Genomic DNA, 25,794 nt, shown 5'->3' on the forward strand with positions numbered 1-25,794 from the left:
ACTTAGCACTTTCAGTCCTGGCATTATTACCAATATGATCAAAATGAGTATTGAATACCCAGAACTTTTTCCCGCTATCCTTATTTCTAAAAAGTGCATATGTACATATCCTTGGCAATGCTGCATCCCATCCTGTTGAAACTTCTTCTGGATTTTCTGAAAGCCAGAAAGTACTGGACTCTTCAACTTCCAAATCTTCGGTTTTATACAGTATGGCGGTGAATTCACCTTTATTAAAGCCATCTTCCCGGGCTACTCCAATCGATTGGTAACCATCGACCTCAACTAGAAAATGTTCGATCTGAATTTTTACCGCCTCCTGAAGTCCCAGGATTTGAGGTTCGTAGAATTGGATTTGATCAGTAATAAAATCTTTTCGCTTAGACCAGCTATTCTCGCCGTCATTCTCATTGGCGTATTTAATATTGTAACTCATCACGCTAATATTCTGTGCACTACAAAATGCACTTGTCAGAACTATTAAGAAGCTACTAATAATTTTGATCATCGTTCTATTCTTTTCCATCTACGAAATCCTGTAGATAAGAGTACAAAGGGGTTAATTTTCTATCTGCGGTCATTTTAGATCTACCAAGAATAGTATCCTTATCCTCATTGAAAAAAGACGGAATTACGTGTTTAAGAAACATCTCTCCAAAACCTTCGCTAGCATCTTTGGGTAGTTCACATGGCAAATTATCTACAGCCATTACGGCTAGAGCATTTTTACTTTTGAAATCTACCTCAGCATTAGTAATTAAGTCAACACCATAAAAAGGTTCCGCTATCGTGGAAGGTCGTATAGTACTTGCTATGGGTCCTGCGATGTCACAGGAAATATCTGCCACATATTTTATTCTGAAATCTTTATGCTGCATATCTTCTTCGGAATAAAATACGGGCGCGCCCTCGCCATAAAAATGCCCGGCAATAAAGACATCACTGGTTTTGGCAAATTTCATAAAATCTGGATCGTAATTCTGCGGAACTTTATAGAATTCCATTCGGCTGCCTTCAGCCCCATCTTTTCGTTTAGCGTAATCCAGCACATCAATATGACAAAATACCGGTTCATCGAACTCATGCACCAGGTAGGTTTCTGGATCGACCTGTTTTATTTTTAAATGCTCCAGAATTTCTCTGGCTCCGTGTGCTACTTTGCCGCTTCCCGTAAGCACAAATTTATAATTAGGCAGATCTATCTTATCCAGTTGTTTCAAAAGTGAATGAAGATCTGGAAGATCTTCTGCTTTAGGAAGATCAAATAGATCTTCCTTCTTACCAATCATTCGAATCCCGTTATAAGCTCCTACTAAACCTGCATAACGTCCAAAACCTATCAACCTGCCATGATTCTTATTCGTGATGACCTCATGGTCGTACAATTCAATCCTTCTTTTCAAAACTTCACGAAGCAGATCACGATTATATGGCTGCTTTTTGATCGTATGAGAAAAGAAGAAGTACTTTTTGTCAGGTATCAAATGGGGAATCGGAACTTCCTTTACTCCTATAAGCACATCGCAATCTGTCACATTATCGCTTACCAAAAAACCAGCCTCTCTGTATTGCTGGTCGCTAAATATCCTGATATCAGAACTTTCGACTTTGAATACTGCCTGCGGAAACTGTTTTTGGGCTTCCTGAAGCATTTGAGGAGAAAAAACCACTCGCCTGTCTGGTGGAGTTTTTCGCTCCCTGATTAGGGCGAATTTTATCATTATGGTATAGCTTTTGTAGAATTTGATGTGTCTCAAAGATATAAATTAAAATGAGTATCTTTGCTGGCCCGAACTCTTTTAGAGAACGGTTCTTCTTTAAAATTCTGAGTACTATTATTTGAAATAAATAGTAGTTGCGTTAGGGATAGTAGCGAAAATCCTTTTTTGAAGTGCTGAGCTTGTCGAAGCACAATAAAAAAGATTGCAGCGAATAGCCCGCCGCGAGGCCCTGAGCCCTGAGCTTGTCGAAGGGACGAAGGGAGGAGAGGAACGCCCAGAAGATTATTAGGAAAATGTTCATAATTTTATGGGGTCGACTTGGTTTTGACAGCGAGTCTAATTGAGTTGTAAGCACGTAGAGCGCCGGGATATAGCTCTTAAATCTCATGTTTCACACTTTTTCAAACGGCGAGAATAACTACGCCTTGGCTGCGTAACCGAATTACAGTAGGTTATACTTAGTCCCTGCAAGGCAGGGAGCCGAGATGTCTCGTGGAGGCCTTGATTTACGGCATCCACAACAGAGGCACCGATAAAGTAAATATAGGAAGCTCAGGGTCTTGATGAGTTTCTGAAACTTAATTGAGAATACGTGTGAAGTTGGTGGTTTTCGGCCGGCTTTGCATCGACAATCAAGTGAAAACTAAACGTGTAGAAAGCATCTGAATTGCTTGTTTGGACGAGGGTTCGAACCCCTCCGACTCCACGATCACTCACAACTGCGTTGTGATTTGGAGCAAAAAAATCCTGCCGAATTTATTCGAGCAGGATTTTTTGTTTTAAGAAGTCCGGACTTCAAGTGCAGCCAGATGCATTTACAGAATGGGAAATCAAGGTTGAGGCGAAGCCAGCCCCTTCGACTCCACTCTTTAACCCGGTAAGCCCTATGTTTACGGGGTTTATTATTTTTTGGTAACTAATTACTAATTTAATAAATAGAGGTATAGTCTTTTGTTAAGATAGGTTTTGAAACTTTCTTCCAGTATTCTTGTAGTGCCGATTGAATAAAGTAATAAACAATTGAATAAATATCTATCTGAGGATTATAGACTTTATACTTTTGAAGTCCATTTTCATAAATCTCTACATACATAGCATCGGTATATACTGGTTGATCTTTCTTTTCGTCCAGAATTTTTTCAAAGTGGAATAATAGGGAGTCAGAATATTTGAAGGTTATACTATTATTAGAAATTAAAATAGAATCCTTATCAAAAATTTTATATCTATTTCTTATTTTTTCGAGTTCTCTATGCTCTTCAGCAGTTTTCCACTTTCCACGTAATTCATCTACTCTTTTTTGATCACGCAGACTATAGCTTTTTCTTTCCGAAGAGAGCTTATATATGATTAAACTAGAGACATTTTGCCTTCTGTCAAGTTCGATTTTATACTCTTTTTCCGAACTAGTGTATGAAATATCTGCTCTAATTTTACAATGGTCTTGCGAGTAAACCAGCGAGCCAAATGCACAGAAAATTAGAATAAAAAAATTTCTCATATTTAAATTTTCCTGAAAATAACAAGAAAGGTATACTAATCTATCCTTTTTTGATTTGGATTATCTTTTACAGACCCGGTGGCAATCTAAAATGATAGGATTACATATTGCTTAGTACATTATCAAATGATAAAATTTTAAGTTTTCTAACAAGTCAGGCTTTTAAAAATATAGCGGTTAAGTAAAATCAAGACAAAACAAGTTCGACAATCACTCACAATTGCATTGTGATTTGAATCAAAGAAATCCTACCGAATTCACTCAAGCAGGATTTTTTTGGTTTTAAATAACTGACCCAGAGATGAATACTTTTTTAAATGACAATAACTGTTCAGATCTGAGTACTAAAATAACTATTATAAATGATTGGTGTTTTTATTGCTGAAATTGCGCTAAATGTGGAATACTCCTTACTGGAAAATCGAGTGTGCAACATGACGTAATCCAAAATTTCAATTTTAAAGAATGCCTCAACGTTATTTCTAAAACTTGTCGGGAAGATTATATTTATAGCTGATCGCAAAAAGAGCCTGAAAGAAAATAATTAACTTAAGCATCGTTCCCTGTTTAAGGGTATAATATTTCCAGATCCTAAGTGATTGTGGAATAGCCCTATAATAATCCTTGAATTGTGGAATACCTGCAACATTCAGTTCGAAAACCTATATAAATGCCGAAAGAAATTTCCTTATCTAAAAAACTCGAAGAACGTATCAAGGAACTGTCCTGCCTTTACGAGGTTTCCTCCGCGATTCGTAAACATTCAGATTCAGTTGAAAACACGATGGAAGAAATTTGTGAGATCACCAAAAAAGCCTGGTTTTATCCTGACCATGCGATCGTTGAGTTAAAAGTAGATGAGCTTCAGATTTCAACTTCAGATATTCCAGAAAATTCTATTGTCCAGGAAAGCCATATCACTTTTTTCAATGAAAGTAATGGTTCGATAAAAGTCTATTATGATACTGCAAAGCTGAAGAACGCATACTTCCTGGAAGAGGAACAAAAACTTTTAAACAAGATATCGATCGAGATTAGTGAATTTTTTGAACGCAGAGAAATCACCAGAAAAGAAGAACTTTTAAAAAGAAGTGCAGAGCGAAATGACCGACTTTCAATTTTAGGAGAAATAACTGCGGGAATTGCCCATGAACTAAATACGCCACTTGGAAATATTCTGGGTTTCGCTGAATTGATCAAATCGAAAACTCTGGAAAGCCAAACCGGAAAAGATACAGGCAAAATCATTAAAGCAGCTATCTATTCTCGCGAAATTGTAAAAAAATTAATGTTCTTTGCTTGTGAAATGCCTCAGCATCAGGAGTTCGTTCAGATCAAACCAATCATTGACCAGGCATTAAAATTACTATCTCAAAATTTTTATAAAGCAGAAGTTAGTTATAAATTTAAAATTGAAAATCCCGATCTGGAAGCTCAAATTGATACCATTCAGTTTACCCAGGTACTTTTTAATCTGCTTATAAATGCTATCTACGCTTCGCCTAAAAAAAGCCTCATCTCTATTCAAGTAACGAACACGGCTTCCCACTTTATAATGGAAATTCAAGACCAGGGACCTGGTATTCCAGCCGATCTAAATGCCAGGATCTACGAACCATTTTTTACTACAAAACCTGTAGGCGAAGGTTCCGGGTTAGGACTTAGTGTGGTTCATGGAATTATTAAAAGTCATCAAGGAGAAATCATTAATTTTGATAATAAACCTACGGGTACTATTTTTCAAATCAAGCTACCTCTAAAAATGTAAGTTATGTTGCTAAAAAAGGCCAATATTCTCATAGTTGATGATGATTATGACATGCTTGAATTAGTACAACGTCAACTTCAGGAGCAACACTATCACTCTTACAAGGCGGCATCAGTAAAGGAAGCCATTGATATTCTAAAATTCAATGCCGTGGATCTACTTATTACCGATCTGCAAATGCCTGGTATTGGTGGAATGGAACTCATAAAATATGTAGAAGAGCATTTTCCGAAAGTTCCGAAGCTGGTCATCACCGGATATCCTTCCATGGATGGCGCATTGAATGCCATGCGATCTGGTGCACTGGATTATATCGTAAAACCATTTACTGCGGAAGAATTAAAACAATCTGTAGAAAGATCACTTCCTGAAAAATCCCAGAATTCTGAGGTTAATATTCCATCCACTAACAAAGCAACCGCATATGCGGGAATTGTAGGTAATTCAGAAAAGATCGAACAACTTATCGATCTCATAGAACGGGTTAAGAATAACCGCGCTACCGTATTAATTCAGGGCGAAAGCGGGACGGGTAAAGAACTGGTGGCTCGAGCTATTCACTATAAAGGTTCCTTTGCTGCAAATCCTTTTATCGCTGTAAACTGTGGTGCTATCCCGGCAGAACTTCTGGAAGCCGAACTTTTTGGTTATAGGAAAGGAGCATTTACAGGAGCGAATGAGGATCGACCCGGTTTTTTTCAGGCTGCCGCCGGTGGTACAATCTTCCTGGATGAAATTGGTACTGCTCCATTAACCGTTCAAACACGGTTGTTAAGAGTACTTCAAGAGAAAGAAGTTCGAAGAATTGGAGAACAGAAAGCTAAAAAAATAGAACTCCGCATAGTCGCCGCAACAAATAGTGACCTACTCCATATGGTCGAAAAAGGTAGTTTTAGAGAAGATCTCTATTACAGGTTAAATGTCGTGAATATCGAAACTCCACCACTTCGAGACCATAAAAGTGATATCGCGTTACTCGCTAAGAACTTTCTTCGAAAATATGCTTCAGAATATGCCAGACCACGAATAGAGTTCACTTCAAAAGCCCTGGAAATACTGGAAAGATATAACTGGCCTGGAAATGTACGTGAACTGGAAAATGTGGTTCAGAGAGCTATTATTATGAGCGAAGACCGTATCGATTTAGAACAGCTTTCAGACCATCTCAAATACCCGGTCCCAGACCATAATTCTACTTCAAAGTCTTTGAAAGAAGTGGAAATGGAACATATTCTTAAAATTATGGCCAGTGTGGATAATAATAAAACCAAAGCAGCCGAAATTCTCCAAATCGATCGTAAAACACTTCGAAAAAAGCTAAACTAACGATCATATAGTTCCGGTACCTTTCTTCCCATCCGGGGCGTTTCTCCTCGATATAAAGAGAGTCAGAAATATTCTTTACTTATATAATTTACTGATTATCAGTATCATAAAATCCTTTTTGTAAAATGTTCCTAGCACGGGCATAGGTTTTGACTTTCTGTAATCAGAAAAAATTAAATCTATGACCGAATGAATTTGATTAAGGAAATAGCTACAGCCACTATTCCAAATAGGGAGCATCCTGAAGGGATCACCCAGGAAATGCTCAAAGGCTTATGCTTTAACTGCGACAATCGCAGAACCTGTACCTGGAAAGAGGACAGAAAATTTCATTGTGAACACTTTCAATAATACAAAATGATAAACACTAAAAAAGTGATTAAACAATCTATGTACGAGACCGTAATGAACCAGTTCAACAATACGGCAGATATAATAGATTTGAACCCAAATATCAGAAAGATCCTGGGTATTACCAATAATGAAATCATTGTTCATTTTCCAGTTAAAATGGACAATGGCAAAGTGGAGGTTTTCACCGGATACCGTGTTCAACATAATAATGCATTAGGACCTTATAAAGGCGGACTTCGATACCACGATACAGTAGATATTGACGCTGCCAAGGCACTTGCCATGTGGATGACCTGGAAAACTTCCCTCGCCGGACTACCATTTGGTGGTGCAAAAGGAGGTATTCAGATAGATCCTCGAAATTATTCAGATTCAGAGCTGGAACGTATTACCCGGAGATTCACCTATGCTCTGGGCGAGAACATTGGACCGGAACATGACATCCCGGCACCAGATGTAAATACTAATCCACAGACCATGGCGTGGATCGTAGACACCTATATGTCTACCATTTCATCATCAGAACGTTCACATAATCAGCATGTGGTGACCGGAAAACCTGTAGGCGCAGGAGGTCTGGAAGGTCGTGATCGTGCAACCGGGTTTGGGGTATATCTGTCCATTAAGTTATTGCTGGAAACCGAACAGCAGGATCTAAAAGATAAAAGATTCATCGTACAGGGCTTTGGAAATGTAGGCTACTGGGCCTCCCACTTTTTATCTCAGGATGGCGCAAAGCTAATAGCTGTTCAGGATGCTCACGCGACAGTATACAGCGAAAATGGGATAGATACTGAAGCTTTGGCTCAGCATTGTGAACCCAGAAAAGGATCTATAAAAGGATTCGATGGCGCTACGGAAATAGATGCTGATGAATTTTTTGGACTGGATTGCGACATCGTCATTCCTGCAGCTCTAGGGAATCAGATCACTGCTGAAAATGCCTTTAAAATCAAAGCTTCGATCGTTGCTGAAGGAGCCAATGGACCTACAGACAAAGAGGGTGAACAAATTCTGCTTCGAAATGGAGTGAAGATCATTCCAGATATTTTCTGCAACTCTGGTGGTGTAATTGGAAGTTATTTTGAATGGCTTCAGAATAGAAACGGAGAGTTATGGCAGCTGGATGAGGTGATGGCCAAGATCCAGAAGAAATTAACCGAAAATTTTCATAAGATCCATAATGAAGTAAATAAACGAGAAGTGGACTGGAGAACAGCGGCATTTATACTGGCAATTTCCAGAGTAGAAACGGCATACAAACAAAGAGGGATTTTTCCTTAATAGGAATGCAAATAAATAAGTAAGAAATGAAATACGGAGAATTAATAATTGAGAAGAAGGAATATGATTTTCTATTACAAATCATGTCGCTGGCTAAATACTACAAAGACACCTCCTACAAAGCATCGATACATAAGTTGAATGAAGAGCTCAAAAGTGCCAAGGTGTTGAGCAATGCTAAGATGCCTGCAGATGTGATTCGACTGAATTCGTTTGTAAGTATTAAAACGGCATACTCAGTGGAAAGAACCTACCAGATCGTGACTCCAGACAAAGGTGATTTGCGTAAGAACAGGATTTCTGTTCTGGCTCCCATGGGACTTGCGCTTTTTGGATATGCAAAGGGAGACAACATTACCTGGACCTATCCACTTGGAAAAAGTCACATACATATCCAGGAAGTAAAACAAATAGAATCAGGATTAATGTATATGAACTATGATAAGCAACATTCAGGAACACCACAGTGAAGAGGAGATAGAAACGATCAGGCTTCAAAATGAGGTTAGACAATGGAAACTCGAACTGGATTTTGTGGCTCAGGAAATTGAATTTTACCTGGATATTTTTGATTCTTCACTTATTAAAAGAACAAAGGTCAATCGTGTTGACGCTGAATATCTCTTCGATCAATTCCAGGATCTAAGAAAGGTAAATCACGGCATTTTGAAAACCTGTCAGAAATTTCTTCCCAGGCTGGATGAGATGAATGAATGTGATGATATACAGTGTGATCATGCTTTTTTTAATGCTCATATCGTTTTACGTAAAAAGATTGAAAAGCACCTGAAGGAGGTGCGGAATATAAAATATTCAGCCTTCTGCTTTTTGAAGGATGGGATTGAAAAGTTTTTAGATTAATTAATTCAACAAACCTTGTTGATCCAGATAGTCCTCGCCATTTTCTTCTCGTAGGGTTTAGAGAAGAAGTTAATTTTCAGCAATATTAATGCGCGGGCTATCTGGTTTTTAAAGATCAATAATATGAAAAGTAAATTTTACAAGAGCTTGTGTTTAGTGATCGCTGCAGTTCTATGCAGGTCAATTTATCTACATCAGGAATTCTATTATCGCATTTGGGAAGAAAACCTGTATACCGTATTATTTATTGGAGGCATTTTTATGCTATTCATTTTTCTCGTGGTGCGAATTCAGAAAATTTAAGAGATCCCGGGTTCATTTTACTAAAACCTCCTGTGTTTTTAAATTCATCAATCTTTGAGATATCTTTTCATGAAAGCTTACCACAGTACTATTCTTCGGAATCTTTTGAACCTGAAAGACTTCTTATCAATGGGGTCGCAGAATCTCTTTGCTTTAAATAGACCAGCTTTTATAAAGAAATCAGCCACAGTTCCTATTAAAAAAAGCAGAAAAACTGGTCGTAAAACGCTAATATGGCTGGATGACCGAATAGATCCCCTGGAGAAAAAAATGGATTGGCTGGCATTCAGTCCCATTGGGCGTGAAGTCAACATTATTTGGATGAAAGAGTTCACCGAATTTCAAACCTGGATTCATACAAATGGGTTGCCGGATGCCATTTGCTTTGATTACGATTTAAGCAATTCATTCAATGGCTTGGACTGTGCCGAAGTATTGATAGATTATTGCTATAATCACCAACTGCTACCGCCGCCATGGTCTTCTCACAGCACTAATCCTGAAGGTAAAGCGCGTATTAACAGACTTCTCAAGAATTATCTGATCTTAGCTAATCGTATGAATTTTAGAAGTTATACTGGTTAGGAGTTCCGAGCTTAGAAGTTAGCTGATCCTTTAATCTGTAAAGCTTCTGGAACTTACCTTAACCAGCGTTTTCTTAAGACAAAACACAAACACTCTCAGCTCCGGAATTCTCTATTTTTTTCTTCGGAAATATCCTTTACTAGGGTACAGCATTCAGAATAAATCTGGCTTTGGTAATTAGAAGATATCTCTATCTTCCAAGTGCCCATCATTTGTATTAATCTGAATAAGTCTGCTGTTATGATCTCTTATGACCCGAAAAGACTTAACTTTCCTCTGAAATTTCGTCAAACAAGACGATCCTTCTAAATTTCAGAAGTATTTAAATTGAAGAACATGGAAAGTAGCTCATCAAGCATTCGCAAAGGATTTATTCTCGCCGGTTTAATGAATATGTCTGTGCTCTTATTTTCAAAACTATTTACCAACCCTGTTATTCCTGAATTTGACCCGGTGGTCATGTCAAATTTCGGCTTATTAATGATCCTGATATGGGGTCTGGCTTATATTTCAGTTGCCAATAATTATCAAGAAGTGAAGTGGCTAATCGCTGTCTTTGCTATAGAGAAATTTATCTATGGCTTTACGTGGATCAACTGGCATCTTAACAATAGTATTACAGAGGTGTTCGATAAAGATCTTCTGGCAGGAATGTTCTATGCGGTATATGGTCTGAACGACTGGATTTTCTTCCTGTTCTTCACTTATGTATTTTCCAATTTGCTAAAAGCCAGAAAGAGCTCTTAGGCCTGGAACTTAGCCGTTAATTCATCAACAATAGACTCGATTTTACTGTTCTTCTCTCGCTTTTCCAGAACGATCGCAGGTGCTTTTCTCACTTTACAGTCGGCAATAGCGCAACGCTCGCAGGTTACTCCAACATTCTTTCTAACGATATTTTGATCTTCAAGGAATTTCAGCTTTCGCTCAAGTTGTTTATTAATTAGCAAACCAATGCTGATACTTCTAAATTGATTCTCTCGAAAAGGATCTTTGGTTGCTGAAGAAAAGATAAGATACCTGTTCTCATGACTGGGATAGTTAGAAATCTGCACATCAAATTCGTGTGAATTCTTAGACTTACTGATTTCCTGGATCACCTTTAACGACATCCAGCGCCTGCAGTAATGCTCGTTGGTCTCATTCGCACGAGGGGAATGATGGTGGGTTAGGTGCAACTCTTTGTTCAAATAAAACTTACCGCTATCAGCTTTATGTGTGATCCTTAGGAAAAATAGGTTTTTTATGTTGAATTCCTTCGGAAGTATATTGGTAAGTCGCTGGTAAAATGTTTCCGGAGAAGCATTGAAATTATGCATCATATTCAAAAAATGAACATGATCAAAACTTTCCTTCTGAAATAGATTTTCCAGCTGGATGGTAAGTTCATCCTTCGGGATCACTAATGCTCCTGCAAAATAAGAGGCATAAAAATTATTTAACACCTGATCGAATCTTTCAAATTTAATCCACGGAAAAGAATGCAGCCGGTCTGAAATTTCGAGGTAATTGTACGCGAGTTCCTTTGCAAATATAAAACTGCGCTGAGCTTCGTCTATTCCCTTTGCCAGCAGAAGTGTATTGGTTTTCGGAACAAAAACAGAGCGCAAATTCTCTAAAGCTTCAAATTTATCCAACTCTTCTTCATTAATTACATATTGATACTCCTCTACCAGAATCTCCTCAAGCACTTTAGAACCTGGTGATTTGGTAAGATCAACCTGGTAGGCTTTTGAGAATTTTAGAACCTGCTGTTCCAGATCATCAAAGTAATTGTTATTCGCTTCCTGAAAAGAGCGCACGGAAGCCAGGAAAAAGCTTTCCCGGCTAAAGTTATAGTGCTTGGCTATTTCGATAATGGTACTAATGAAAGCATTCACCTTTGCCGGAGCATTGGAAACTATATCGATAAGGTTACTCTCCTTGATGCCGAACAATTCAAGCGGAATTTCTTTGAGGATCTTTGACTGAAGCAATTCTCCTATGGGCGCGAGGTTCTTATCAAGCTTAAGGGAAACCATTTGATCATACGGAACCTCTAACTTTTCTGACAGTAAAGCGATTTTATCAGGTTTAGGATATTTTTTTCCATTCTCAATCTCATTCAAATAGGACTTGGAAAGCCCTGAAAGTTTGGATAATCCAAATAGAGATAAACTCTTCTCAGTCCTTATCTGTTTTAACTTCAATCCAAAAATTAGCTTGATATAATCTTCCTCCATGAAACCAAATATAAACAATTCTGCGAACACTCATTTTCTGCGAATAATCACTTTTAGCGAACGTTCGCTTGTATTATTGAATTCTTTATTATAATATTGTCATGCAAAACACTAACACCATGGAAAACAACACACTAAACTCATTACAATTAAACTTCAGTAAAGAGGTTACTAATTACTATCCGCAGATCCTTTGCGAAGAAGCACTAGAATTTCTAATCGCATTACATGAAAAATTCAACCATAAAAGACTTGCTCTTCTCGAGAAAAGAGAAGCTCAGCAGCAACACTTTGACTCCGGTAACCTACCTGAACTCCCTGCTGAAACAGCTTCAATAAGAAGTGGAGACTGGAAAGCCGGTGAAATCCCTACAGATCTTCAAGACCGGCGTGTAGAGATCACCGGACCGGTAGACAGAAAAATGATCATTAACGCTTTAAACTCGGGCGCCAGAACTTTTATGGCAGACCTGGAAGATAGCACCTCTCCTACCTGGGAAAATGTGATCGAAGGTCAGCAAAACCTTAAAGATGCAAATGCAGGAACTATATCACTGGAAGAAACCTCACGAGGAAAATCCTATACCTTGAATCCTGAACCAGCGGTCTTGATCGTACGCCCGAGAGGTTTACACCTTAACGAAAAGCATCTTTTAATTACGCAAGAGGAAGCATCTGGAAGCCTTGTAGACTTTGGCCTGTATGTATTTCATAATACCAAAACGATGCTTGGAAATGGGACAGCCCCTTACTTTTATTTACCAAAACTTGAACACTACGAAGAAGCTCGTTGGTGGAATGAGGTTTTTGTTTTCGCACAGGAATACCTGAATGTTCCCACAGGTACATTTAAAGCAACGGTCCTTGTTGAAACGATCACAGCGAGCTTCCAGTTAGATGAGATCATCTATGAACTAAAAGAACACATTGTTGGACTTAATTGCGGTCGCTGGGACTACATATTCTCCTATATCAAAAAATTCAGAAACCACCCTAATTTCGTCGTTCCTAATCGTGATCAGGTCACCATGACCTCACCGTTTATGGATGCTTACTCGAAACTGGTGATTCAGAAATGCCACAAAAGAGGAATACTGGCAATTGGAGGAATGGCGGCCCAAATTCCAATTAAAAATAACCCGCGTGCCAATGACCAGGCGATCGAAAAAGTTCGAAAAGACAAGGAAAGAGAAGCTATGAACGGTCATGACGGCACCTGGGTAGCTCATCCAGCTTTGGTTGAAATAGCACTCAAGGAGTTCGATAAACATATGCCTGAAGCTAATCAACTCTCAGTAACCAGGGATGATTTAAAAATAACAGAGCAGGATCTCCTCAAAATTCCTGATGGAACGGTTACCGAAGAAGGGATTAGAAAAAATATCAATGTAGGTATTCTGTACCTGGAAGCCTGGCTGCGTGGATATGGTGCGGTCGCTCTATACAACCTGATGGAGGACGCTGCTACTGCTGAAATCTCACGAACACAATTATGGCAATGGCTCAAAAATGAAGTGGTTCTCGAAGACGGCAGGAAATTTAATATGGAACTTTATATTGAAATCTTTGAAGATGAAATTGAGAAGATTATTACCGAATATGGCGAGTCCAATATTAAGAACACAAAATTTGAATTGGCTTTTAAACTTTTTGACACGCTTGTTATTTCTGAAAGATTCGAAGAATTCTTAACGCTCCCAGCATATAAACATATATAAAAATGTCTCGCAACTACTGGCATAGTTTGCGAGACCTAATTATCAAACTTTCAAAAAACTTAATAATCAAACACAAAATTATGGAAAATTTATCGCAATCAAATTATCAATCAGCCCTGGAGACGGTCAAAAATCTGAAACTAAAGTACGGGGAAACCTGGAACTCAGTAAAACCTGAACATGCAGCAAGAATGATGAGCCAGAACCGTTTTAAAACAGGACTGGATATTGCAAAATATACCGCTGGTATTATGAGAAAGGACATGGCAGCATATGATGCCGACTCCTCCAAATACACCCAATCCCTTGGTAGCTGGCATGGATTCGTGGCTCAGCAAAATATGATCGCGGTTAAAAAACATCATAAAACAACTAATAGGAAATATCTCTATCTATCCGGCTGGATGGTTGCTGCCTTACGTTCAGAATTTGGTCCACTGCCAGATCAATCTATGCACGAAAAGACCGCAGTGCCTGCCTTGATCAAGGAAATATATACTTTTCTGAGACAGGCAGATGCTGTAGAACTCAACGATCTTTTTAAGAGACTTGAAAAAGGTGAAGATGTACAGCACCAGATCGATAATTTCGAAACCCATATTGTACCAATTATTGCTGATATTGATGCTGGCTTCGGAAATGAGGAAGCAACTTACCTTCTGGTTAAAGAAATGATCGAAGCTGGAGCCTGTGCGATTCAGATAGAAAACCAGGTTTCAGATGCAAAACAATGCGGACATCAAGATGGAAAAGTAACCGTGCCTCATGAAGATTTTATCGCCAAGCTGAACGCCGTTAGATATGCTTTTCTTGAATTAGGGGTGGATGACGGAGTGATCGTAGCCAGAACAGATTCTGAAGGTGCTGGTCTAACCCAGAAATTACCGGTAAGTAATGAACCAGGAGATCTGGCTTCAAAATACCTTGCATTTGTGGAAGCTGAAAACATTGATATTAGCGAAGCAAAAGAAGACGATGTTCTTCTTAAAAGAGACGGGAAACTGGTTCGCCCAGTTAGATTGTCAAATGGGTTGTATAAATTTAAGGAAGGCTCAAATATAGACCGTGTGGTTTTAGACTGTATTACCAGCCTTCAAAACGGCGCAGATCTGTTATGGATCGAGACTCCTACACCAAATGTAAAGCAGATCGCGCATATGGTAAACCGTGTAAAAAAGGTTGTTCCCAATGCCAAACTGGTTTATAATAACTCACCTTCTTTTAACTGGACATTGAACTTCAGAAACCAGGCCTATGAAGAAATGCTTGCTGAAGGTGAGAATATGACCGCATACGATAGAAATGACCTGATGGCTGCTGAATATGATGGATCTGAACTATGCCATCGAGCAGATGAGAAGATCAGAACATTTCAAAAGGATGCCGCCAAAGAAGCTGGGGTTTTCCATCACCTAATCACCCTACCAACTTATCACACCACTGCTTTACATATGAACGATCTCACAAAAGGTTATTTTTCCGAAGAAGGGATGTTGGCCTATGTAGAAGGTGTTCAGCGACAGGAGATCAGAAAAGGTGTATCCTGTGTTAAGCATCAGAGAATGGCAGGATCTGACCTAGGAGATGATCACAAAAGTTTCTTTGCGGGAGAAAAAGCTTTGAAAGCTGGCGGTGAAAAGAATACCAGTAATCAGTTTAGCGAAAAAGTTGTCGGAAAGGAACTTGAACTGGTAAGCTAATTTCAAAATTGTATAATGGACAGCTCCATGCATTTTAATAGCAATGTATGGAGCTGTTTCTATATTTAGTGAATCAAATTGCTGATATGAAAGCCGAAATTTATTCCTGTTGATTATAAAACAATATAGATACTATCTATCTATCTGTAAGTTTAATAGAAATTGAATCCTCCACTATAAGTTTTTCTGAAAAGGAATTTCTCATTTCTGAAATCCTACTCGCTTTGATTGAGATGAATTAGTTCATCCCACACAAAAGCTTATAAAAACGGAATTCTCATAATCAAATCCCGACTTTTAATATGATTCTACAATAAAAATTATAGAATTTAGAATTATTTGAGTAAAAATATTACAATTTTCACCGATTAAATTTTTAGACTCCTTACCTTTGCCTAATTATAGTATAATGTAGTTATTGCTATCAACAATTTTTGACGTTCAACTTTTTTCGTGCTTTAAGCCGCTAAATAATTGTTTAGAATTGAATGCTAAACAATTGTTCTGAATTTCATATATTCACTCAAGTTGCTAGTTTATAACTGTTTAGTTTTACATACGTAATACTAAATTTAATTTAATCTCGAATAATCAAAATTATGGGCAGACCTTCTACAAAACCGAAAGATCTCAGAGACGGTTATTATATTGAAGTTAGAAATAAAAATAAAAAAACAGGAGGAGTTAAAGTACGCCGGGACACAGTAGATCAACTAAAATTAGCGATTGAAGAATACCGCGATATCAAAGATGTTATCATTCTTGGGAAATCCACTAATGGTAAGTTCACTCCTATTCCAGGACTTGAATCCTAATCTATAAATCTTCAGATAAACAGAGCTATAAAAGAATTTCGAGCGAGTTATACAACTAGTTACAACTCGCTCATTCTTACCTTCCGAAGCAAAACCTTGCATTTACTCCAGAAATCGCAATTCCTTTCGTTCTCTATTACACCCAGATTTTACGAGTAGCCCCTTTAATCTTCCATCTAAACTTCTTAATTCTTTATCAGGCTTAATAGTGCAGTCCAATTCGTGAACTAAAACTTATTTAGATCATTGAAAAACCTGCGAGCGAAGAAATAATATGGTCCAGATTTTTCTATTCAGACCTTTAAAAATTGATTATGTATTTTTTCTACTGAATTCTATAGAGAGTAGTTTTTATTACACCTTTCCCGTCTGGATCTTGAATCGATAGAAGCTCCTTCTTATTTTCAAATTTAAAATTGAAAGGCGGTTTAGTAATTTCCAGGCCACTATTCTTCTTCAATCTTATTCCCTGGCCAGATATAATATCCTTATTCGGAGCAAAAATAGATTCGGGATGATGCTCCGTCAAAATGAGATATTTGTAAGCTCCAATCTTATCCAGGACACTTAGTACTTCAGAATTGGATAAATGCTGCAAAACCTGTCTCAGAATCAACACATCTCCTGGTGGTAGTTCATCTTTCGCAATGTTAAGGCATTGAAACTCCAGATGATCAAACTTAAAATGAGTTGTATTGTAATTGATCAGAGCTGGAACGATATCTACAGCAATATAATGCTTTGCATATTCCAGCAGCTGCATTCCTATGTTGAAATCACCACAACCAAGATCACATACAGAAAGTTTATTATGATGTGCTTTTAGAAAGTTTCTAACTACCTCAAGATATGGCTTCACAAGAACTTCATCATGTGAACCATTCCCGGAGTAGAACGCAGATTCACCTTTCCCCCATAGGTTCATGGCATACACCTGTTCCATTGCTTCTTTAGTAGGCCATGGTTTTTTATTTTTCACAGATGGAATTATAGGTTAAAGAAACTCTTCGATAAGATTCTAGCTGTTTTTTATTTTTTGGAGTAAAAAACCTTTGCTATCAAACAAAAACAGGATATTAAGCTTCTATTTGCTGGAAACCGACTTCCATAACTTCTTACCTAAACCAACCAGAGGTAAAACAATTGCTCCAACGACCAATCCAACTAGGAATTCCCCTAGAATAGTGGGTAAAGAATGGACCAGATCATGTACAAAATCAAGATTATGCACGAAGATCCCTCCGGAAACCAACATCAAAGCTATCGTACCAATAAGCGCCAATCCCTTGATTACCCATGGTAATGCATTCACTAAAAATTCACCTACTTTATCTGAAAAGCTATCCGTTTGCTCATTCATATCGATAAGCTTCGCTCCAAATTCGTCCATTCTAACAATTAGAGCGACTACTCCGTAAACCCCAACAGTAGCTACAAGCGCTATTATACTTACTACTCCAATTTGAGTTGGTAGTTCCTCCCCGCTCACCGTACCTAATGCAATAATTACGATCTCTACTGAAAGTATAAAATCTGTAAGAATAGCCGACTTAACCTTCTCATCTTCTCGTTCTAACATCTGTTCTTTGGTGAGATCTTCTGGAACAGGTGTGGATTTCGCATGTTTATGAGGAAACAAGTATTCATGGATCTTCTCTGCACCTTCATAAGCCAGGTACAATCCACCAATAAGCAGTATGATCTTTATAGCCACCGGAACAAAGGCACTCAGTAAAAATGCGACCGGTAGAATAATGAGTTTATTAAGTAAAGAACCTTTAGTGATCGCCCATAATACCGGCAATTCTCTATCAGAAATGAATCCGCTGGCTTTTTCTGCATTTACAGCAAGGTCATCACCAAGTAATCCGGCAGTTTTCTTGCCGGCAACTTTGCTCATCACCGCAACATCATCCATCAACGCTGCAATATCATCCAGTAAAGCAAAAAATCCTGAGGCCATAAAAATTTGGTTTGGTTAGAACATGGAAAGTTCCATCAATTAATTGAAATCTGAAAAATTTTATTCAAATATTCACAGGTTTGACCTTTTCAAACCATTCTGCAAAGCTTCTTTGATACCTTTCAGATTATCTGTGAATTCCATCATTTGAGAAAGCAATTGCGCCATCTCATTTTTGTTCCCAAAACCTTTTAGTTTATTATTCTTCTGAAATGTTTCCTGGATGGTATTCCATCTGCTCCGTTCCTCTTCTTCCAAACTGCCAGTAAGATCCTTATATTTCAATAAGTTTGCTTCCGCAGCTGAAGTAAGCGTTTGAGATTCGCTTTCATAATGTGACAGAATAAGCGTTTGCAATTCGGCTTCATTCATTACTGGAACCACTTTCGCCACCAATTTATTCATATCACGGTAGGAGCCCTGTAGTTTAAAAGATGGTTCTGTTCGATATTCATCTTCCATCGCAGCACTTTTGATATACGCAGCATTCACCTTCAAAACATTGTTTCGTATCTGAATGACTTTTTCCAAAACCGATACATATTCCTGCACTTCCTGATTCGAATAATTTCCGCTTAATTGAATCTCCTGATTATTATTCTCAATTCTGTCCAATAATTTATACACATCATCAAAGTTCTTACTACTAAGTTGATGCAGAACAGGATTAGAGGTCAGTGAATTTTCGATCAAACTCAGCCTGAATAGATGCGCGGTATCGCCAATAATATCACCAAGATTGTAGATATCTGCACGGTTCGCCAGCATATCTGGAATTCGAAACTTTTCGCCGCTTTCTGTATACGGGTTTCCGGCCATGATCACGCAGAACTTTTTCCCGCGCATATCATAAGTTCGTGATCTGCCATTGTAAATCCCTTCAATTTTCCTGGTTCCGTCGGAAAGTGATATAAACTTTTGAAGAAATTCAGGATTGCAATGCTGTATATCGTCAAGATACAGCATCACATTATTCCCCATTTCAAAGGCAAGATTCAGCTTTTTAAGCTCTTCCCGTGCTGCCGAATTAGTAGCTGAAGATGGGTCCACTGAAGTTACATCGTGCCCAATCGCCGGACCATTGATCTTCATAAAAACCAGTCCAAGCCTGTTGGCGATATATTCCATCAACGTAGTTTTCCCGTAACCCGGAGGCGAAATGAGTAATAGTAAACCCATTCTATCGGTTCTTTTTTGATCTCCTACGGTACCCAGCTGTTTAGCCAGGTTATCTCCGAATAGTGGAAAATAAACCTGGTCTATCAATTTATTTCGAACAAAAGAATTGAGCGTTCCTGGCCTGAATTCTTCAAGTTTAAGATCTTCCTTAAGCTGGAGGGTCACTTCATGCCTGGCCTTTCTAAATTCCAGGTAAGCCGGAACATCGATCTCAAAATAGCTTCTGTGGGTCGCTATAAAATCATGATAGTTAAAATCAAATACTCCTGATTTAATCAGGCGATGTTCACCTCTTAAATTCTCAATATGCTGAGATGGTGAAGTGAATTTTGTGTTTAAAACAGATTCATCTTCAAAAAGTATAAGCGCTGCTGCTTCACTTACGTATTTGGTTTTCAAACTCGTTTGTTCACCTAAATTGCTTTGCAAAAATGCCTTCAACCACTGCTCGATCAAGGCGACTTTTGCCTGGTTTGAACTCAGGCTTTTAAGACTGTCCTTAAATTTAAGATCGGCATTCTCAGACTTCAGCATATTCAGAAAATCTTCTTTGATCCCAATAGCTATTCCACTTTTCTGAAAATCATCATCATTTTGCAATTCTTCAAACAAATATTCAGCAACTTCAGAAGCCAGTTCAGGTTCAAAAATTCCTGATTTCTGACCAAAATCTTGAATCTCTTTGTTTAGGGTTTTCAGCAATGAGTGATATTCTCTGGAATTTGGAAAAATTTGCAATACTTCTCCCGCGGCTTTTATATTCTGATCTAAATTTGACCGTATTTCCGCAGAAGAAAATTTCCAGAAAAATTGCGCGCAGGAACGAATAACAGGATGATAGCGAAGCAAATCCAGGGCCTCGTGTTTTTCCAGCAGTACGGATAGGATTTTTGCCGCATCCAGATCATGAATTCCTTTCACATATCCTTCAGAATAATCTTTACTGCTTTCCTCCTGCACCAGCCTGACCAAATCTTCCTCCGTATGGTTTTTTAGTTCTTTACCAAATCTTCGGAAGAGCTTATAGGCCAGAAAACCGGAACGATAAATAGTTGAATTTTCTGAAATATAATCCTGGCTCCAGAATCTTTCAGACTTTAGAAGAGTTTCATTTTCAATTTTCTGATAAAAATCGGTGCCGGTTATATGATAATGTAAAGCATCATCTACGTATAAGATCGTGAGATCCAATTCCTGTTTATTAACTCCGAATTTGTGTTTCCCAAGCCTGATAATCTTATCGCCATCTTCATAAATTTCTTTCTTATCCTTCAGCTTTCGTAGCGCATCTTCCCTGGCCGACTTTAACATAGACTGGATCTCTTCAGCTTTGCCGCTGTCATCCATTTCCTGCAGTTGCTCGGCAATATCACGTGCTTTATTCACCAGGATATCTGAAGCGAAATAGGCATTGATATCTGCTACTTCATTAAAAGATTCAGATTTCTTCCGCACCCCTTTCAGGATTCTTTCTGCGGAATTTTGTAAAGTAACCGCACGTTTATTCCGTTTTTCTACGAGTGTATTCTTACGCGCTTCAAAAGCATTGTAAACTTCTTCCCGCTTCTCAATAATCAACTCAATAAATTCCTCGTAATCGGCAAACTTGCCCTCCAGTTCTTCTAGCTGAATAGAAATTCGAGTCTGAAAATCATCACATTTTTCAGGAGTATCAGCAATATCAAGGTAGTTGATGATACTTTGATCGATAAGTTTTAATTGCGCGGCAAAGTCGGCCTGAGCTTCAGCACTTCCAAGAGACTTTCGTTTTTTCCTGATCTCTGCCTTTAACTGGTTGATCGAAGAAAAAATCAACGAAATATTATTGATGATCTTTGTAGAATGCGAAGTGTCCTCTATTTCAAGATTGGAAACGATATCGATCAATAATTCCAGATCTTCTGAAATTTTATTGACTTCTTCCTCCAGTTTTCGGGCATCAACTACCTTTTTGATTTCAGATAGTTGCTCTTCCTTATCACTTACTGCTTTGTGATAAGGATTAAGAGCTTTTTCATCCAGCAGGAAATCTACGCATCTTCGCGAGATCTTTGTAGTTTGCTCAGCAATCTGCTCTTCCAGGTTTTCAATGAATTGCTCATCTACATAACGTACTTCTTTAAGACTGATCGTTTCTCCTCTTAATGACCTGAGCTGGGTTAATGCATTTACGAAATCATTGATATTCCTAAAACCTGAGCTTTTTATCTTATTAAAGATCTGCTCGGCTTTTTTCCCAATTTCATTCGTTTTCTGCCTTGCATTTTTCTTGAGTTCCAGTACCTTTTGAAACTCATCCATCGCAGCATTTGCAGCCTGGTTAATTTCCCGAAGTGGTTCATTTAGAAGCTGAGTTTCCTCTTCTTTCAGCCAGTAATAAGCATCCAGGATATCCTTGGAACGCTTGGAAAGATCTGCATATAAACCATCATAATTATCCTCTTTATTTAGAAGATTTACGAGTCCGTTCACCTCAGCCATCGCTTTTACGATATCCTTGTTCCCAATCTTATATAAAAGGCTATCCTCATGGCTGGAAGGCATAAAATCACCTTTAAGATATGGCGTTTGCCAGATCTGGATCACATGATGTTTGGTCTGTTCATTTTCATTTTTAAAGTAACATAGTTCACCTTTCTCAAGGATGGTAAAACCATTGCAAATGATTGGAGTCTGGATTTCCTGAGAGATCACATTATAGCTCATCAGGTTGTAGAGTCCATTTTCCGGAGCATAGAAGACATACAGAAAATCCTCACCATTTGGAGAACTTATCTTTTCCTGAAATCTCAAATTCGGAATGCTATGATCAAAAATGTGGTATTCCCCAGTTTGCAAATAGTAACCGGTTGGAAAAATTATGCCTTGATCGTCTGGTAATAAAACGCAGGTATCCCTGATACTGCTGATTTTCTGAACTTCCCGAAGCTTATGATTATATACGAAGTAACGCGGACTTTCCTGAAAAGGTTTGATCTCCAAGATGATGAGATTGCCCAGATTGGCAAATCTGTACTGCCCGTCGTCAAGCGTTTGATCTCTATGCTCCACTTCTTCGGAAAAAATACCTTTGCCATCATTGGTATTATCCTCGATCTTGATCGTAAGATCACCGCCAATCGTTTCTACAAAAACACGATCCAGAATAGAAACATGCGCATGAACTCCCTGCCGGTGTTGATCCCTTGAAACTTCCTGCCAGTTAAATTCATGTTGTGAGGGTAGTTTGTATTCGTGATCACTACGATTATCTACGTATTGCAAACCTTCATCTTTTATAAGCCATTTGAAGGTTTTAATATCGGTCACACTCTCGCTTAACCGAAAAACCATATAAAGGTAGTTTCCAATAACCGCGAATTTTGAGAAAATAGTATTTCTATAGTACTTATAAAGATTTTTGAAATCAGCTTCGAAAACATCATTTTTGAGTAGATCTGTATCGATCGCTTCAAAAGCATTGTTCTCAAACCTGTAAACGCTCATCACATCATTCAAAGAAATTTCTGTACGCAAACCAAAATGCACATTGTAACCAAAAATGCAGGTATTGCCAAGTGAAACGATATCCCTCGCGATGCAGTTGTTTTCAGTATTGATACGGTCATTAGCAATAAGCCTTGTTTCCAGTGAGCCAAAAACCTTTTGCCGCTCCTCATTTAATTTCTGAAGTCGGGATTGCAACTCAGTTTTTTGCTTTTGCAGTCTGCCCTGGATTACCTCATAGGTACCAACATCCAGTTTTTGCGCATTCTCTTCCTTTATGGGTTCCTTTGCCATGTTCTCTTCCTGAAATTTGTGTTGTAATAGATGTAGATATAAAAGATGCCGGTGCCAGGCACCGGCATCTCCAGTTATCTAAGTTTTGAGATCGGTTTATCCTGAATTCCCAGTCCTTTCGCCAGGTTTAGAAGATTGCCGAGCATGGTTTGCTCTTCTTTATCATCAGATTTTATCTTAAGATCTGTGATAAGACTGGCGATGCTCAGGTTCTTGATATCTTCTGTAGAAACTCCGTATTTAGAAGCAAAGTCTCTCACTTTTTCTAACAAATTTCCCTTTACATCCTCACTCCCCAGAATGGCAGTTTTCACCTCTTGAATGTTGGTAGAGTTTTGTACAAGCCTGTCATAACCTTTACCTCTGGTGATCTGTCCAACGATTTGATCAAAGAACATAGTTTCCCCACCAACGATATCGATCTTAGCAGCTTTTAACGCATCTCCAATTACCTGCGCCTGCGCATCTGCGATTTCCTTCTGAATATTGATATTGGCTAGATCCACCTGAAGATCTTTATTCAGTCTTAATTTGAACTCTTCGTGCTCTTTTCCTACTCCATCAAGTTTCTTCATGGCTGCAGCTTTCTCTTCAATTCCTGAAGCATCGGCTATCGCTTTCTCTTTAATTACATCTGCTTCAGCAAGACCATCTTTACGTTTCGCATCTGCTTTGGCTTCCATTCCGGCCGCTTCCGCACGTGCTTTTTTCTCGATGATATTCGCTTCCACAAGTCCCTGACGTTCGTTAGCATCAGCCTTCGCATGCATTACCTGAGCTTCAGACATACCAACAGTTGCTTCCTCTTTCGCCTGAGCTTCCGCAAGAATCTTTCTGGCTTCGGCTTGTTTCTGGCTGGCTTCCTTGTGAGCAAGTGCTTCGATATTGATTTCTTCAGCTCTTTGCTTGGCAGCTTCTTTTTGAGCTTCCGCAGCAATCGTTGTTTTAATAAGTTCTTCCTGGGCAGAGGCTTCCGCAGTAGTAATTTTAACCTGCTTATCCCTATCAGCAGTTTTGAATGCCTGGATATCTTTCATGTTTTCCTGCTCTTCTACCACTCCTTTTTCCAGCATCACACGATCGCGAATTACATCCTGGATGTTTTTCTTCTCAACCTCCACTACTTTTTCTTTCTCGATCTGAGCAAGCGTCACTACTCTCTCACGCTCGGTAGCCTCCAATAGCCTGTCTTTTTCAACTCTTTCAGACTCCACAGCATCGGTACGCTCTTTATTCTTCAGGGCAACGATGATCTGGCGCTGCATGTTTTCTTCAGCAACCTTTACTTTTTCTTCCGTAGCAATTCTGGCGCTTTCAGATTTCAGGCGCTCCTCTTCGTTTACTTTCAAGGTTTCAGCTTCTTCCCGTGCTTTGATATTCGAAATTTCACGTTTTTGCTGCTCTTCTTTTTCGGCTAGTTGCTTATCAAGTTCAAGAATCGCTTCACGAGCTTCCACATCCTGTTTTCTGATGGTTTTCTCTTCATCACGCTTGATAAGATTAGCTTTCATATTCTGAACTGCGGTAAGCTCGGTGATCTTTTTGATCCCTTCCGCATCCAAAATATTGTCCGGCTTTAATTCTTTTACTGAAGTCTGCTCCAGAAAATCGATCGCGCAATCTTCCAAAGTATAACCATTAAGATCTGTGCCGATAATATTTACGATCTCATCACGAAATTCACGTCTGGCTTCATAAAGCTCAATAAAATCGAATTTTTTACCAACCGTCTTTAATGCTTCTGAAAATTTTGCTTCAAAAAGATCTTCCAGAGTGGCAATTTTGGAGGCACGGTCCACACCTATGGTCTGCGCTACTTTTTTGATGTATTCCACGTCGTTATTAACACGAACGAAAAAAGCAACTTTAATATCTGCACGCATATTGTCTTTACAGATCAAACCTTCATGCGCCAGTCTCTCGATCTGGATTTTCTTAACCGAAATATCCATGATTTCAGTCTTATGAAATACCGGTACGGTATAAAGTCCTTTATCTGTAGCGACTTTGGTTCCTCCAAAACCGGTCCTGATGAGTGCCTGTCCCTGAGGTATTTTTTTGTAGAACATCGCGATGATCGCGAAGTAAACGATAATTAGAAACAGCAAAATGCCTATTCCAATTCCAATAATTGGTAAGATTGATTCCATTGTAGTTAGATTAGATTATTCGTTATATGATTGTACGAGGTAATAATTGCGATCTGGAGATCGCTTGATAATAAGAACACTGCTTCCATAAGGGAGCGGATCACCGGTAAGTGATTTTACATAAATAGATAAGCTATCACCATTTACGCTCACCTCAGCATTTCCCATTCGGTCTTCTGAAATTGTAGATAACAAAGTGGCCTTCCTGCCAAGATAATCGATGGGCGCATCGCCGTCTTTATTCAGATTTTTGAAGAAACCTTTGAATGGGGTAGTTAGAATTTTGGTGACAAAGAGCGAGGGAAACAACGCTAGTAGCATGATCCCAAAACCTATGAAATTATCATAGCTTGCAGTGATCGCCGTAACTAGTGTGGTGATAAACCACCAGACAAAGATCCAGAAGGTAAAAGTGAACATAAAGGGCAATCCTACGAAGTTGAAATAGATAAGGAAAATCTGCCACCACTTTAAAGGTTTTCGCCTTTTCCCAACCACGTCTTCCTGGTTGATCTCGGTATTGGAAATATCTTCAAAATCCATATTTCCACCTTCGATTCCGGA

General features: G+C 38.6%; 20 protein-coding genes and 1 other RNA gene. 12 read left to right on the forward strand and 9 right to left on the reverse strand.

Going from position 1 to position 25,794, the window contains the following annotated elements; all coding sequences use genetic code 11:
* On the reverse strand, nt 1–526 hold a 526-nt coding region (locus ACNKXS_RS09480; RefSeq protein ID WP_417920653.1), incomplete at its 3' end, for an endonuclease/exonuclease/phosphatase family protein.
* Nucleotides 513–1,721, reverse strand: a complete 1,209-nt coding sequence (locus ACNKXS_RS09485) for an NAD(P)-dependent oxidoreductase (RefSeq protein WP_417920654.1) — start codon at nt 1,719–1,721, stop codon at nt 513–515. The genes ACNKXS_RS09485 and ACNKXS_RS09480, both read right to left, overlap by 14 nt.
* A gap of 309 nt (nt 1,722–2,030) precedes the next feature.
* Between ACNKXS_RS09485 and ssrA the strand changes: the two genes are divergently transcribed.
* Nucleotides 2,031–2,430: a transfer-messenger RNA gene (ssrA, locus tag ACNKXS_RS09490) on the forward strand.
* Nucleotides 2,431–2,649: 219 nt separating this feature from the next.
* Here the strand turns inward: ssrA and ACNKXS_RS09495 are convergent.
* A complete protein-coding gene (locus ACNKXS_RS09495; protein WP_417920655.1) occupies nt 2,650–3,222 on the reverse strand; it encodes a hypothetical protein in 573 nt (190 codons plus the stop codon).
* A gap of 670 nt (nt 3,223–3,892) precedes the next feature.
* On the opposite strand from ACNKXS_RS09495, the gene ACNKXS_RS09500 reads away from it, so the two are divergent.
* From ACNKXS_RS09500 to ACNKXS_RS09535, 8 genes are all read left to right on the forward strand, one after another.
* Nucleotides 3,893–4,990: a sensor histidine kinase gene (locus ACNKXS_RS09500; RefSeq protein WP_417920656.1), complete on the forward strand. Its 1,098-nt coding sequence runs from the start codon at nt 3,893–3,895 to the stop codon at nt 4,988–4,990.
* A 3-nt stretch (nt 4,991–4,993) separates the two neighbouring features.
* Nucleotides 4,994–6,316: a sigma-54-dependent transcriptional regulator gene (locus tag ACNKXS_RS09505; protein ID WP_417920657.1), complete on the forward strand. Its 1,323-nt coding sequence runs from the start codon at nt 4,994–4,996 to the stop codon at nt 6,314–6,316.
* 189 nt (nt 6,317–6,505) lie between these two features.
* Nucleotides 6,506–6,667 (forward strand): hypothetical protein, encoded by a 162-nt coding sequence (locus ACNKXS_RS09510; protein WP_295179103.1) that lies wholly within the window; start codon nt 6,506–6,508, stop codon nt 6,665–6,667.
* A 6-nt stretch (nt 6,668–6,673) separates the two neighbouring features.
* On the forward strand, nt 6,674–7,954 hold the full coding sequence (locus tag ACNKXS_RS09515; RefSeq protein WP_417920658.1) for a Glu/Leu/Phe/Val family dehydrogenase: 1,281 nt from the start codon (nt 6,674–6,676) through the stop codon (nt 7,952–7,954).
* A gap of 26 nt (nt 7,955–7,980) precedes the next feature.
* A complete protein-coding gene (locus ACNKXS_RS09520; protein WP_417920659.1) occupies nt 7,981–8,424 on the forward strand; it encodes a GreA/GreB family elongation factor in 444 nt (147 codons plus the stop codon).
* Entirely contained in the window at nt 8,393–8,815 is a 423-nt protein-coding gene (locus ACNKXS_RS09525) for a hypothetical protein (RefSeq protein WP_417920660.1), read from the forward strand. Before ACNKXS_RS09520 ends, ACNKXS_RS09525 begins: the two co-directional genes overlap by 32 nt.
* 372 nt (nt 8,816–9,187) lie before the next feature.
* Nucleotides 9,188–9,703, forward strand: coding sequence for a cyclic-phosphate processing receiver domain-containing protein (locus tag ACNKXS_RS09530; protein ID WP_417920661.1), 516 nt, complete (start codon nt 9,188–9,190; stop codon nt 9,701–9,703).
* A 336-nt stretch (nt 9,704–10,039) separates the two neighbouring features.
* A complete protein-coding gene (locus ACNKXS_RS09535) occupies nt 10,040–10,450 on the forward strand; it encodes a hypothetical protein (RefSeq protein WP_417920662.1) in 411 nt (136 codons plus the stop codon).
* On the opposite strand, the gene ACNKXS_RS09540 is transcribed toward ACNKXS_RS09535, so the two are convergent.
* Nucleotides 10,447–11,925, reverse strand: coding sequence for a helix-turn-helix domain-containing protein (locus ACNKXS_RS09540; protein ID WP_295179116.1), 1,479 nt, complete (start codon nt 11,923–11,925; stop codon nt 10,447–10,449). The genes ACNKXS_RS09535 and ACNKXS_RS09540 overlap by 4 nt on opposite strands.
* A gap of 119 nt (nt 11,926–12,044) precedes the next feature.
* On the opposite strand from ACNKXS_RS09540, the gene aceB reads away from it, so the two are divergent.
* From aceB to ACNKXS_RS09555, 3 genes are all read left to right on the forward strand, one after another.
* The gene (gene aceB / locus ACNKXS_RS09545) at nt 12,045–13,643 is read left to right on the forward strand and encodes a malate synthase A (protein WP_417920663.1); all 1,599 of its coding nucleotides are present in this window, start codon (nt 12,045–12,047) and stop codon (nt 13,641–13,643) included.
* Between the two features lie 80 nt (nt 13,644–13,723).
* On the forward strand, nt 13,724–15,343 hold the full coding sequence (locus ACNKXS_RS09550) for an isocitrate lyase (RefSeq protein ID WP_417920664.1): 1,620 nt from the start codon (nt 13,724–13,726) through the stop codon (nt 15,341–15,343).
* 599 nt (nt 15,344–15,942) lie between these two features.
* Nucleotides 15,943–16,158 carry a hypothetical protein gene (locus ACNKXS_RS09555; protein ID WP_141876995.1) on the forward strand — a complete coding sequence of 72 codons (216 nt, stop codon included), beginning with the start codon at nt 15,943–15,945 and terminating at the stop codon, nt 16,156–16,158.
* A 325-nt stretch (nt 16,159–16,483) separates the two neighbouring features.
* Here the strand turns inward: ACNKXS_RS09555 and ACNKXS_RS09560 are convergent, their stop codons facing one another.
* From ACNKXS_RS09560 to ACNKXS_RS09580, 5 genes are all read right to left on the reverse strand, one after another.
* The gene (locus ACNKXS_RS09560; protein WP_417920665.1) at nt 16,484–17,137 is read right to left on the reverse strand and encodes a class I SAM-dependent methyltransferase; all 654 of its coding nucleotides are present in this window, start codon (nt 17,135–17,137) and stop codon (nt 16,484–16,486) included.
* 105 nt (nt 17,138–17,242) lie between these two features.
* Nucleotides 17,243–18,121 carry a DUF808 domain-containing protein gene (locus ACNKXS_RS09565; RefSeq protein ID WP_417920666.1) on the reverse strand — a complete coding sequence of 293 codons (879 nt, stop codon included), beginning with the start codon at nt 18,119–18,121 and terminating at the stop codon, nt 17,243–17,245.
* Between the two features lie 72 nt (nt 18,122–18,193).
* Nucleotides 18,194–23,080: a DNA repair ATPase gene (locus tag ACNKXS_RS09570; protein ID WP_417920667.1), complete on the reverse strand. Its 4,887-nt coding sequence runs from the start codon at nt 23,078–23,080 to the stop codon at nt 18,194–18,196.
* Nucleotides 23,081–23,154: 74 nt separating this feature from the next.
* A complete protein-coding gene (locus ACNKXS_RS09575; RefSeq protein ID WP_417920668.1) occupies nt 23,155–25,230 on the reverse strand; it encodes an SPFH domain-containing protein in 2,076 nt (691 codons plus the stop codon).
* Between the two features lie 15 nt (nt 25,231–25,245).
* On the reverse strand, nt 25,246–25,794 hold a 549-nt coding region (locus tag ACNKXS_RS09580), incomplete at its 5' end, for a hypothetical protein (protein WP_417920669.1).

Source organism: Christiangramia marina (assembly GCF_048285865.1).
In the GTDB taxonomy this organism is placed as follows: domain Bacteria; phylum Bacteroidota; class Bacteroidia; order Flavobacteriales; family Flavobacteriaceae; genus Christiangramia; species Christiangramia marina.